The organism is Streptomyces sp. AM8-1-1, assembly GCF_032229325.1.
GTDB classification, from domain to species: domain Bacteria; phylum Actinomycetota; class Actinomycetes; order Streptomycetales; family Streptomycetaceae; genus Streptomyces; species Streptomyces achmelvichensis.
Genome location: NZ_CP135086.1, coordinates 7,574,017 through 7,586,218 on the forward strand (window position 1 = coordinate 7,574,017; position 12,202 = coordinate 7,586,218).

Annotated in this window: 8 protein-coding genes; 4 read left to right on the forward strand and 4 right to left on the reverse strand. The window is 71.2% G+C overall.

Annotated elements, in window-relative coordinates; all coding sequences use genetic code 11:
• Window positions 1-6: 6 nt before the first annotated feature.
• Window positions 7-1,845, reverse strand: coding sequence for a serine hydrolase (locus RPQ07_RS33745; RefSeq protein ID WP_313948038.1), 1,839 nt, complete (start codon window positions 1,843-1,845; stop codon window positions 7-9).
• Between the two features lie 155 nt (window positions 1,846-2,000).
• On the opposite strand from RPQ07_RS33745, the gene RPQ07_RS33750 reads away from it, so the two are divergent.
• The 3 genes from RPQ07_RS33750 (at window position 2,001) to RPQ07_RS33760 (ending at window position 5,935) form a co-directional block, all read left to right on the forward strand.
• A complete protein-coding gene (locus tag RPQ07_RS33750) occupies window positions 2,001-3,107 on the forward strand; it encodes a nitronate monooxygenase (protein WP_313948039.1) in 1,107 nt (368 codons plus the stop codon).
• Window positions 3,107-4,648 (forward strand): acyl-CoA synthetase, encoded by a 1,542-nt coding sequence (locus RPQ07_RS33755; protein WP_313948040.1) that lies wholly within the window; start codon window positions 3,107-3,109, stop codon window positions 4,646-4,648. Before RPQ07_RS33750 ends, RPQ07_RS33755 begins: the two co-directional genes overlap by 1 nt.
• 186 nt (window positions 4,649-4,834) lie before the next feature.
• Complete coding sequence (locus RPQ07_RS33760) at window positions 4,835-5,935, forward strand: calcium:proton antiporter (RefSeq protein WP_313948041.1); 1,101 nt, start codon at window positions 4,835-4,837, stop codon at window positions 5,933-5,935.
• Window positions 5,936-5,953: 18 nt separating this feature from the next.
• Here RPQ07_RS33760 and RPQ07_RS33765 read toward each other — a convergent pair whose 3' ends face one another.
• Window positions 5,954-8,284 (reverse strand): penicillin acylase family protein, encoded by a 2,331-nt coding sequence (locus RPQ07_RS33765; protein WP_313949116.1) that lies wholly within the window; start codon window positions 8,282-8,284, stop codon window positions 5,954-5,956.
• Between the two features lie 199 nt (window positions 8,285-8,483).
• On the opposite strand from RPQ07_RS33765, the gene RPQ07_RS33770 reads away from it, so the two are divergent.
• On the forward strand, window positions 8,484-9,983 hold the full coding sequence (locus RPQ07_RS33770; protein ID WP_313948042.1) for an acyl-CoA synthetase: 1,500 nt from the start codon (window positions 8,484-8,486) through the stop codon (window positions 9,981-9,983).
• A 54-nt stretch (window positions 9,984-10,037) separates the two neighbouring features.
• Here RPQ07_RS33770 and RPQ07_RS33775 read toward each other — a convergent pair whose 3' ends face one another.
• Window positions 10,038-10,832, reverse strand: coding sequence for a PIG-L deacetylase family protein (locus RPQ07_RS33775; protein ID WP_313948043.1), 795 nt, complete (start codon window positions 10,830-10,832; stop codon window positions 10,038-10,040).
• A 63-nt stretch (window positions 10,833-10,895) separates the two neighbouring features.
• On the reverse strand, window positions 10,896-12,176 hold the full coding sequence (gene paaK / locus RPQ07_RS33780) for a phenylacetate--CoA ligase PaaK (protein ID WP_313948044.1): 1,281 nt from the start codon (window positions 12,174-12,176) through the stop codon (window positions 10,896-10,898).
• Window positions 12,177-12,202 lie beyond the last annotated feature (26 nt).

The window sequence follows — 12,202 nt, forward strand, 5'->3', positions numbered from 1 at the left end:
ACCGCGTCAGTCCGTGGACGCCGTCCAGCCCGTGGCCTCGATCCGGGCTGCGTCCCGGGGCCTGCGTTCGTCGAAGACGGTGCGGCCCCGGTCCGTGACCTTGATCGCGTCCACATAGACGCCGCGGCCCACATAGAGCTGGTCGGTGGCGTAACGCCAGCGCAGCCGGACGGTGGTGCCGCGCCAGGCGGCGAGGTCCGCGGTCAGCCGGTGCCAGCGGCGGCCCGACCAGCCGGTCGCGGTGCCCGCCGGATGCGGCTGGGGCGCCGCACCGTCCCGTGCGGTCGTGAACGGCACCGGCTGCCAGCTCGCGCCGTCGTCCGACGACGCTTCGAGGAACAGGCCGTCGGAGCCCGGCTCGGTGTCCCACCACAGGGAGCATCCGAGCCGGGCAGACCCGGACCCGGACCCGGAGGCAGGCGCGGACGCCAGCGCGAGCCCGGGCAGGGTGAGCGTCGCGGACGAGGCGGCGGCCATGCCCGCGAACCAGGCCCTGCGGCCGTGGTCGGGACGTACGGGGACGGCACGGGCGAGGTTGTTGGCCGCGGCGGCCCGTGGCGCGCTGCCACTCCGCCAACTGCGCACCGGGTGGACCGAGTTGCCGAGCACGATCAGGAACGAGTCGGAGCCGGGGTCGAGGACCAGACTGGTGCCCGTGAATCCGGTGTGCCCGGCGGTGCGCGGGGTGGCCATGGCTCCCATGTACCAGTGCTGGTAGAGCTCGAAGCCGAGGCCGTGCTCGTCGCCCGGGAAGGCGGTGTTGAAGTCGGTGAACATCAACTCGACGGAGGACGGGCGCAGGATGCGGGACCGCCCGTAGACACCGCCGTTGAGGAGTGTCCGGGCCAGGACCGCGAGGTCCCAGGCGCAGGAGAAGACGCCGGCGTGACCGGCGACGCCGCCGAAGCCGAAGGCGTTCTCGTCGTGCACCTCTCCCCACACGAGTCCGCGGTCCAGGCCAGACCAGGGCAGCCGGGCATCCTCGGTGGCGGCGATCTTGGGCCGCCAGGAGGCGGGTGGATTGAAACGCGTCCGGTGCATCCCGAGCGGAGCGGTGATCTCGTCCCGGAGCAGTACATCCAGTGGGAGACCGGTGATCTTCTCCAGGATCAGCTGGAGGGAGATCAGATTGAGGTCGGAGTAGAGGTAGGCGGTGCCCGGCGGCGTGACCGGAACCTCGTTCCAGAGCAGCCGGAGCTTGCCCTCACGGGTGGGCTCCTTGAAGAGCGGAATCCAGGCGCGCAGCCCCGAGGTGTGGGTGAGCAGCTGTCGGACGGTGATGTCCTGCTTCCCCCCGGCTCCGAAGTCCGGCAGATACGCGGTGACCGCCGCCTCCAGCCGCAGTGCGCCCCGCTCGATCTGCTGCACGGCGAGCAGCGAGGTGAACAGTTTCGACACGGACGCCAGATCGAAGACCGTGTCCTCGGCCATGGGGATCTGCCGCTCGGGCGGGAACTCCACGCCGGTGTCGGTCTTCTCGTCGTACGCGGCGTAGCGCACCGCTTTGCCGATCGGCCGGTGCAGCGCCACGGTGCCGCCGCGTCCCGCGAGCAGTACCGCCCCCGCGTACCAGGGGTGCTTCGGCGACGGGCCGAGGAACGTCTGTGCGTCGGTGACGAGTTGCTCCAGGTGGCGGGGGATCAGACCGGCCTGCTCCGGGCTGCCGCGCCGCAGGGTCGGCCGCCCGCCGGCCGGACTCGCACCTCCGCCGGGAGCCCCACCGCTCTCGGCGGCCGCCGCGTCGGCGAACGGGATCGGCCCCAGCGCGAGCGCTCCGCCCAGGGCCAGCACTCCGCTGCCCAGTCTCCGTCGGCTGATCCCTCTGCCCTCCGCGCCCTGTGTCATCCGGAACCTACCCTCTCCTGAAAGTATCTTTCGGGATCACGATCAGCAGTGAAACTTTCTTGCGGGGCTCGGGCGGTGTCAACCACCTCAAAGAATCTGACACAGCATCAGAAAATCTCTTCCCTCGTCCCTCCGGCTGCGGCATCCTGCCGCCCATGGAGACGGAGCTGAGCAAGAGACTGGGGATCGAACACGCCATCTTCGGCTTCACGCCGTTCCCCGCGGTGGCCGCCGCCATCACCAGGGCCGGCGGGTTCGGCGTCCTCGGGGCCGTCCGCTACACCGCCCCCGACGACCTCAGACGCGATCTCGACTGGATGCAGGAGCACAGCGACGGCAAGCCGTACGGACTCGACGTCGTCATGCCCGCCAAGAAGGTCGAAGGCGTCACCGAGGCCGATGTCGAGGCGATGATTCCGGAGGGGCACCGGAAGTTCGTCCGCGACACCCTGGCCAAACACGGGGTGCCCGAACTCGCCGAGGGCGAGGCGGCGGGGTGGCGCATCACCGGATGGATGGAAGAAGTCGCCCGCACACAGCTCGACGTCGCCTTCCAGTACCCGATCAGGCTGCTCGCCAACGCCCTCGGTTCCCCGCCGGGCGACGTCGTGCACCGCGCCCACGACCAGGACGTCCTGGTCGCCGCACTCGCCGGCAGCGCACACCACGCCGAGCGCCACGCCGAGGCGGGCATCGACATCGTGGTCGCCCAGGGCTACGAGGCGGGCGGGCACACCGGCGAGATCGCCTCCATGGTGCTCACTCCCGAAGTGGTCGACGCCGTCGACCCGTTGCCCGTACTCGCCGCCGGCGGCATCGGCAGCGGTGAACAGATCGCCGCGGCACTCGCGCTCGGCGCACAGGGAGCCTGGCTCGGGTCGCTCTGGCTCACCACCACCGAGGCCGACCTGCACTCCCGCGCACTGACCGCCAAACTCCTCGCCGCCGGCTCCGGCGACACCGTCCGCTCGCGGGCCCTCACCGGCAAGCCCGCGCGCCAGCTGCGGACGGAATGGACCGACGCCTGGGACGGCCCGGACGGACCCGGCACCCTCCCGATGCCGCTCCAGGGCCTGCTCGTCGCCGAGGCCGTCTCCCGTATCCAGAAGCACGAGGTGGTGCCGCTGCTCGGCACACCGGTCGGCCAGATCGTCGGACGGATGACGTCCGAGCGTGCTGTGCAGACCGTCTTCGACGATCTGACCCGCGGCTTCGAACGGGCCGTGGACCGCATCAACCGCATTGCCGGAAGGAGTCAGTGATGCCCAACGGTTTCTGGGCCCAGGCGGCAGCCGACCCCGGCCGCACGATCCTGACCGCGCCCGACGGTACGGCCTGGACCGCGGGCCGGCTGCACGCCGTCGTCAACCAGCTCGTCCACGGGCTGCGCGCCGCGGGTCTCGAGCGCGGTGACGCCTTCGCCGTCGTGCTCCCCAACGGCGTCGAACTCCTCACCGCCTACCTCGCGGCCTCCCAGTCCGGGCTGTACCTCGTCCCCGTCAACCACCACCTCGTCGGCCCCGAGATCGCCTGGATCGTCGCCGACTCCGGCGCCAAGGTCCTCATCGCGCACGAGCGGTTCGGCGACGCGGCGACGGCAGCGGCCGACGAGGCGAAGCTGCCCGTGAGCCACCGGTACGCGGTCGGCGCCGTCGACGGCTTCCGTCCGTACGCCGAACTCCTCGACGGACAACCGGAATCCGCCCCCGAGGGCCGCACGCTCGGCTGGGTCATGAACTACACCTCGGGCACCACCGGACGGCCGCGCGGCATCCGCCGGCCGCTGTCCGGCAAGGCCCCGGAGGAGACCTACCTCGGCGGGTTCCTCGGCATCTTCGGCATCAAGCCCTTCGACGGCAACGTCCACCTCGTCTGCTCCCCGCTCTACCACACGGCCGTGCTCCAGTTCGCGGGCGCGGCCCTGCACATCGGGCATCCGCTGGTCCTGATGGACAAGTGGACGCCCGAGGAGATGCTGCGGCTGATCGACCGACACAGGTGCACGCACACGCACATGGTGCCGACACAGTTCCACCGGCTGCTCGCCCTGCCCGACGACGTCAAGGCGCGGTACGACGTGACGTCGATGCGGCACGCGATCCACGGTGCTGCCCCCTGCCCCGACCATGTGAAGCGGGCGATGATCGACTGGTGGGGGACCTGCGTCGAGGAGTACTACGCGGCGAGTGAGGGAGGCGGCGCCTTCGCCACCGCCGAGGACTGGCTGAAGAAGCCCGGCACCGTCGGCAAGGCCTGGCCCATCAGTGAACTCGCCGTCTTCGACGACGACGGCAACCGCCTGGCCCCCGGTGAACTGGGCACCGTCTACATGAAGATGTCCACCGGCGGCTTCAGCTACCACAAGGACGAGGCCAAGACGCGGAAGAACCGGATCGGCGACTTCTTCACCGTCGGCGACCTCGGCCTTCTCGACGAGGACGGCTATCTCTTCCTCCGTGACCGCAAGATCGACATGATCATCTCGGGCGGTGTCAACATCTACCCGGCCGAGATCGAATCCGCGCTGCTCACCCATCCGGCGGTCGCCGACGCGGCGGCCTTCGGGATACCGCACGCCGACTGGGGAGAAGAGGTCAAGGCCGTCGTCGAACCCGCCGACGGTCACGAGGCCGGCGACGCACTCGCCGCCGACATCCTCGACCACTGCGAGCAGCACCTCGCCGCGTACAAGCGCCCGAAGACGGTGGACTTCATCGAGGTCATGCCGCGGGACCCGAACGGCAAGCTCTACAAGCGCCGGCTGCGCGAGCCGTACTGGGAGGGCCACGAACGCGCGATGTGACGCGCCGGGCCGGGCGGGCGGCTTCCCGGCTTTTCCCGTGAGGCCTGCCGACCGGGTACCGGCGTTCGGCCGGTACCCGGTCGGCGATCGCCACGTTCCCAGGGGGACTCGCCCCGGAGCCGCGCCGGGACCCCGTTGGCGGAGCACCTCGCGCGTCCCGCCCGTGCCCCTGGCAGCGTGGCCGTCATGAAGACCGGCACCGCACCGCTCGCGGCTCAGTGGACCACTTGGGTGCCGGTCGTCGCCGTGGTCGCGCTCGTGCTGGCCTGGGGGCGCGAGCTGCCCGGGTTCGTCGTCGCCCTCGTCGGGCTCTGTCTGGTGGGCGCCGTCCTCGCCGCCGTGCACCACGCCGAGGTCATCGCGCACCGCGTCGGCGAACCCTTCGGCTCCCTGGTGCTCGCCGTGGCGGTCACCGTCATCGAGGTGGGACTGATCGTCACCCTCATGGCGGGCGGCGGGGACAAGGTGTCGACGTACGCCAGGGACACCGTCTTCGCCGCCGTCATGATCACCTGCAACGGCATCGTCGGACTGTGTGTGCTGGTCGGAGCCCTGCGCAACCGTGTCGTCGTCTTCAACGCCGAGGGCTCCGGCGGCGCCCTCGCGACCGTCTGCACCCTCGCGACCATGACCCTGGTGCTGCCCACGTTCACCACGAGTCAGCCGGGCCCGGAGTTCACCGGGGCGCAGCTGACCTTCGCCGCCGTCGCCTCGATCTGTCTGTACGGCCTCTTCGTCGCCGTCCAGACCGTGCGGCACCGGGACTACTTCCTGCCCGTCGAACGCGACGGCCAGGAGCCCGCCGCCGACGAGCACGCGCCCCCGCCCACCGACAGGCAGACGGCGGCGAGCCTCGGCCTGCTGATGGTGGCGCTCGTCGCCGTCGTCGGAAACGCCAAGCTCGTCTCGCCGACCATCGAGAACGCCGTGGAGTCGGCCGGGCTCCCCACGGCGGTCGTCGGTGTCGTCATCGCCCTCATGGTGCTGGCGCCCGAGACCCTCGCCGCGGTCCGCGCCGCGCGCCGGAACCGGGTGCAGACGAGCCTCAACCTCGCGTACGGATCCGCCATCGCCAGCATCGGTCTCACGATTCCGGCCATCGCGCTCGCTTCGATCTGGCTGTCCGGGCCCCTGGTCCTCGGTGAGGACGCCACCCATATGGTGCTCCTCGTGCTCACGGCGGTGGTGAGCGCGCTGACCGTGGTGCCCGGACGAGCCACTCTGCTCCAGGGCGGCGTCCATCTGGCGCTGTTCGCCGCGTTCGTCTTCCTCTCCTTCAGCCCGTGATGCGTTGAGCCCTTGCCGTCAGCGCTCCCGCACCTTCACGATCCTCAGCTGCGGCGAGCGGAGGATGTCCTTCTCGCAGAACCGGGACGACACCCACCGCTCGCCCGAGAACAGCACGGTCTGGTCGCTGTAGTGCGGCGACGCCGGATTCGACGACTGGGAGTACGTCAGCAGGGTGCGGGCCACGGGGCAGCGGCCGCCGTTCCAGCCGACCGCCTGGATGTGGCTGGACCCCGTCGAGACCTCCGTGTAGCCGCCGCCGGCCGCGTTCCACACCGGCTCGACCTTGTTCCACACGCCCAGCGCCTCCGTACCGCCGTGGACCGGGATGCGCTTGCCGTCGCGTACCACGAACTGGTGGGCACCGAGCGGGGCGTCGAGCGGGATGCCCGCGGCCCGCAGTTCGGCGACGGCGCCCGTCAGGGCCTTGGCGAAGCCGGGGGACGGGGTGTTGAGCGTGTTCGGCGTGTTCACCGGATCGGCCGCGGAGAACGGCACCTTCCATTGTTCGGCGAGCGGCAGCGTGGCGAAGCCGCGCCAGAAGCGGTCGAACAGCAGCGCGCCGCGGCTGTCCGTGTCGGCCCGGCGGTCCCACGCCGCGAGCGCCGCGCATGCCGCGGTGTCGCCGGGCAGTACGGCGGGGCAGGCCCGCGCGGCATCGGCGGCCGCCAGATCGGCTGCGGGCACCCGATTGGCGAACTGCTGCCGCTGGAGGTCGGCCACGGTCAGCCCACGCCGCTCGGCCATCGCCGCCACGTCCTGGATCGCGCCCCGGGTGCGCAGCGAACGCGGCGTGGCGAGGTTCCCGAAGACCCGTTCGTAGCCGGTCAGCGGACGGTCGGCGTTGGCGAGCCAGGCGCTGTCGTTGGAGTTCTCCGCGTACGGGGCGTCCCGCAGCGTCGGCATCGTCGACGGTCCGAAGATCCCGGGCTGCACCGCGTCCTTGTCCGAGCCGAGCGCGCAGTCCGTCCGTGAACCGTCCAGCACGGCCACGCCCGAGGCCGGATAGGTGACCTTGCCCAGCGGAGTGGAACAGCGCTGGGCGAGGTCGTCCGTGATCCGGGGCAGCACCTGGGACTGGGTGAACAGCGAGTGTCCCTGGGCGTCGGCGGCGATGGTGTTGATCCAGGGCAGGCCCTGCGTTCGCCGCAGGGCACGGACCATGTCGTCGGTCGAGCGGGCCTTGCCGAACGCGAGCGCGGTGTCGGACGCCCGCAGATTCGCGGCGTTGGGGTCGTTCAGCGCGTACGCGGTCGTCGCCGACCACGGCAGCGGCAGCGACGGACCGAGCGAGGTGACGACCGGCCCGTACCGGGTCCACCACTGCGTGCGCGTCACGGGCTCCCCGCCCTTGACCCCCACGGTCACCGTCCGCTTGCGCATCCGCTCCGGACTGCCGTCCACCAGGTACGTCGTGGGATCGGCGGGGTCCAGGACGAGCTGGTGCAGATTGAGCGTGACGCCGGTCGCGACGGTGTGGCTCCAGGCCACCTTGTCGTTGAAGCCGATGTTGACGACCGCGGTGCCGAGCAGGGAGGCGCCGGAGACGTTCAGCTCGCCGGGGATGGTCTGCTGCGACTGCCAGAAGCGGCGGCCGCCCTGCCAGGGGTAGTGCGGGTTGCCGAGCAGCAGACCGCGCCTGTTCGCGGTCGTGGCGCCGCTGAACGCGACGGCGTTGGAACCCATGGTGGCGCTGTCGGGGGAGAAGAGGTCGCGTGCCGCCTTCGCCGTCGCCGCGGCCTCGGGGGCGGCGACCGGTGCGGCGCCCGGCGGCCGGGCGGCGGTGATGCCGTCGATGGCACGGCCCTGACCGCCGAGCACCGAGACGGCGAAGCCGCGCCTGGCCACGTCCAGCGTGCTGATGGGCCGTACCCAGTCGGCGCCGCGGCAGGCCGGATCGGTGATGCGGTTCTGCTTCAGCCAGGCGTTGTAGCCGGCCGCCCAGCCGCGCATCAGCTCCTTGACCTGACGTCCGGGGCCTGCGGGTGCCGGGGTGGCGAGCAGCTTCTCCACGGTGCGGGCGTCCCGTACACCGGCGAAGTAGAGGTCGCTGGAGAGGTTCTTCGTCGCGGACGACAGCGAGCCGTCCGGGGCCGCGTCGGGGCCGAAGTGACGGGAGCGCTCCCCGCGCACCGTCACGAAGCCGTCGGCGAGGACGCAGACCTGGTCGGCGGCCTGGGCCCAGCCGGTGCCGAAGCCGAGATTCGCGTAGTCCTTGGCCACGATGTGCGGAATGCCGTGCTCGGTGTAGCGGACGACGGCGGAGAGCCCGCCGCCGGAGGGGTGCCGGTCGTGCCGGTCTCCGGAATCGGCGACGGCCGCCGACGGCAGCGCGGCCGCCGCGGTCATGAGCGCGACACCGGCGAGTCCGAGGCGTCTCAGGCGGGTGCGGAAGAGCAACGTGCCTCCCAACAAGGTCAGTTCGAACTCCCGGCAAGGTCAGTTCGAAGCAGGATGGTCCATGCATTCAGTCGCGGCGCGAGGTGTCAACATCCCGTTCGGTATCCGCGGACTTGACCGTCCACCGGGCACCGCACAGGATCGCGCCATGACAGCTGTACGCAGCAACACCGTCGACTCCGTCCTGCGGAGCAGCGCCCGGCGCACCCCCGACCGCACGGCCGTGCACTACGCGGACCGGACCTGGAGCTACGCGGAACTCGACGCCGCGGTCACCACGGCGGCGGCCGTCCTGACCGGCCACGGTCTGCGGCCGGGGGACCGGGTCGCCTCCTACGGCCACAACTCCGACGCGTACCTCATCGCCTTCCTGGCCTGCTCGCGGGCGGGTTTCGTGCACGTACCCGTCAACCAGAACCTCACCGGCGACGACCTGGCGTACATCATCGAGCAGTCGGGCAGCGCCCTGGTGCTGGCCGATCCCGACCTGGCGCCCCGGCTCCCGGACGGACCCGCCGTCAGGTCCCTGCGCGACGCCGACGACTCGCTGCTGGCCGAGCTGTCCACACCGCGCGACTTCACGCCCCAGCGGGAGCCGGAGACGGAGGACCTGGTCCAGCTGCTGTACACCTCCGGCACCACCGCGCTGCCCAAGGGCGCGATGATGACCCACCGGGCGCTGTCCCACGAGTACGTCAGCGCGATCGCGGCTCTCGATCTCAACGAGAACGACCGGCCGGTGCACTCGCTGCCGCTGTACCACTCCGCCCAGATGCATGTGTTCCTGCTGCCCTACCTCGCGGTCGGCGCGGAGAACATCATCCTGGACGGACCGGACGCCACCGCGATCTTCGACCTGGTGGAGGCCGGACGCGCGACCAGCCTCTTCGCCCCGCCGACCGTGTGGATCGCGCTGGCGAACCACCCGGACTTCGCCACCCGCGACCTCGGCGGGCTGCGCAAGGCGTTCTACGGCGCCTCGATCATGCCGGTGCCGGTGCTCGAACGGCTCCGGGAACGCCTGCCCGAGCTCGGCTTCTTCAACTGCTTCGGCCAGAGCGAGATCGGCCCGCTGGCCACCGTCCTGGGCCCGGCCGAACACGAGGGACGGATGGACTCCTGCGGCCGCCCCGTGCTCTTCGTGGACGCGAAGGTGGTCGACGAGGACGGCAAGGACGTCCCCGACGGCACGGCGGGCGAGGTCGTCTACCGGTCCCCCCAGCTGTGCGAGGGCTACTGGGACAAGCCGGAGGAGACCGCCGAGGCGTTCCGCGACGGCTGGTTCCGCTCCGGGGACCTCGCCGTACGCGACGCCGAGGGCTACTTCACTGTCGTCGACCGGGTCAAGGACGTCATCAACTCCGGGGGAGTGCTGGTGGCTTCACGGCAGGTCGAGGACGCGCTCTACACCCACCCCGCCGTCGCGGAGACCGCGGTCATCGGCCTGCCGGACGACCGCTGGATCGAGGCGGTCACGGCGGTGGTGGTGACCCGCGACGAGGTCACGGAGACCGAACTCATCGACCACGCACGCGAGAAGCTCCCCCATTTCAAGGCCCCGAAGAAGGTCCTGTTCGTGGCGGAGCTCCCGCGCAACGCGAGCGGAAAGATCCTCAAGCGGGAACTGCGGGACCGGTTCGCCGAGTAGGAAGGCCTCGCGCTCCCGCTGCCGGTGCGGCGGTCACCCATGCCGGCGCGTCCGTCACACCCACGGTGGCGGCCCCTGCGGGATCAGTTCGTGGACGTCCAGCAGCAGCGCCGCCTCGACGCCCAGTGCCGGACCGGCCGTCCTGGCCGCCCAGGTCAGGAACGGTCGCGGCTCGAAGCCGTTCGTTCCGAGGCCCTTGGTGTACTCCGCGTGGGCGGCGAGTGAGGCGATGCCCCTCTCCAGCGGATCACCCGTCACATCCACACCGTGCGTGGGTTCTGCGGCCCCGGCGAAGCACACGAGGCGCACCCCGCCCCACGGCTCCAGGCCCTCGTCGGCGAGCTCGGGGAAGATCCAGCGGTTGCCCGCGTCCCTCGCCGCGTCGAGCGCGGCGAGGCCCACCACCCGGTGGTCGGCCTGGTTGGTGATGCCGCCGACCATCCGCACGGTGAACGCGCCCGACACGATGACCTCGGGCCGGTGCCGGCGGATCGCCCGGACGATGTCGCGGCGCAGCGCCGGGCCGTATTCGACGACGCCGTCGCGGTGGTCGAGGAACTCCACGACGTCCACGCCGACGGCGCGGGCGCCCGCGCGCTCCTCCGCCTCGCGCAGCGTGCCCGCCTGATCGGGGTGCATCCCGTCGATGCCGGCCTCCCCGCGCGTGGCCAGGAGGTAGGTGAAGCTCTTGCCCTGCGCGGTCCAGCGCGCGACCGCCGAAGCCGCCCCGTATTCGATGTCGTCGGGGTGCGCCGCGATCGCCATGCCCCGCTGCCAGTCCTCGGGCAGCGGGGGCAGGGGCGCGGGTCCTGTGCCTGTGTCGCCGCCTGTGTCCTCGAAGGAGCTCATACGCTCATGATGGCCGTGCGGGCACCTCACGGCAGCCGCAAGGACAGAACCGGCAGCAAGCGGTCAGCGGAGGTCGACGATGCGCTTGATCTTGCCGACCGAGCGCTCCAGCGTCTCCGGATCCACGACGTCGACCGAGACCGACACCCCGATGCCGTCCTTCACGGCCGCGGCGATCGCCCGGCCCGCCTCCTCCCGCTGGTCGGGCGTCGCTCCGTTGCGGGCCTCGGCGCGGACGGTGAGCGCGTCCAGACGCCCGTCGCGGGTCAGCCGCAGCTGGAAGTGCGGAGCGACATGCGGTGTCCGCAGCACGATCTCCTCGATCTGGGTGGGGAAGAGGTTCACTCCACGGAGGATCACCATGTCGTCGCTGCGGCCGGTCACCTTCTCCATCCGGCGGAACACCCGGGCCGTGCCCGGCAGGAGCCGGGTCAGGTCCCGGGTCCGGTACCGGATCACGGGCATGGCCTCCTTGGTGAGCGAGGTGAAGACCAGCTCCCCGGGCTCGCCGTCCGGCAGCACCTCGCCGGTGAACGGGTCGACGACCTCCGGATAGAAGTGGTCCTCCCAGATGTGCAGGCCGTCCTTGGTCTCCACGCACTCCTGGGCCACGCCCGGCCCCATGACCTCGGAGAGCCCGTATATGTCGACGGCGTCGATGGCGAAGCGCTCCTCGATCTCCCGCCGCATCTCCTCGGTCCACGGCTCGGCGCCGAAGATCCCCACCTTCAGGGAGGTCGACCGCGGATCGACACCCTGCTTCTCGAACTCGTCGAGCAGCGTGAGCATGTAGGAGGGCGTCACCATGATGATCTCGGGGCGGAAGTCCTGGATCAGCTGCACCTGACGGGCGGTCATGCCGCCGGAGGCCGGGATGACGGTGCAGCCGAGGCGCTCGGCTCCGTAGTGCGCGCCGAGGCCGCCGGTGAACAGCCCGTATCCGTACGCCACATGGACCTTGTGGCCGGGCCGGCCGCCGGCCGCGCGGATCGAGCGGGCCACCACATCGGCCCAGGTGTCCAGGTCGCGCTCGGTGTAGCCGACGACGGTCGGACGGCCGGTGGTGCCGCTGGAGGCATGGATGCGCCGGACCTCGGACTGCTCGACCGCGAACATGCCGAACGGGTAGTTGTCCCGCAGATCGGTCTTGGCGGTGAAAGGGAAGCGGCCGAGATCGGCGAGGCTGTGGCAGTCCTCGGGACGCAGACCTGCCGTGTCGAACGAGCGGCGGTAGAAGTCCACATGGTCGTACGCATGACGCAGGGTCGCCCGCAGCCGTTCGCGCTGCAGCGCCTCGAGCTCCTCGCGGCTCAGCCGCTCCGCCGCGTCCAGCAGGTCCGTCATGCCGGATTCTCCCGTCCCAAATCGGA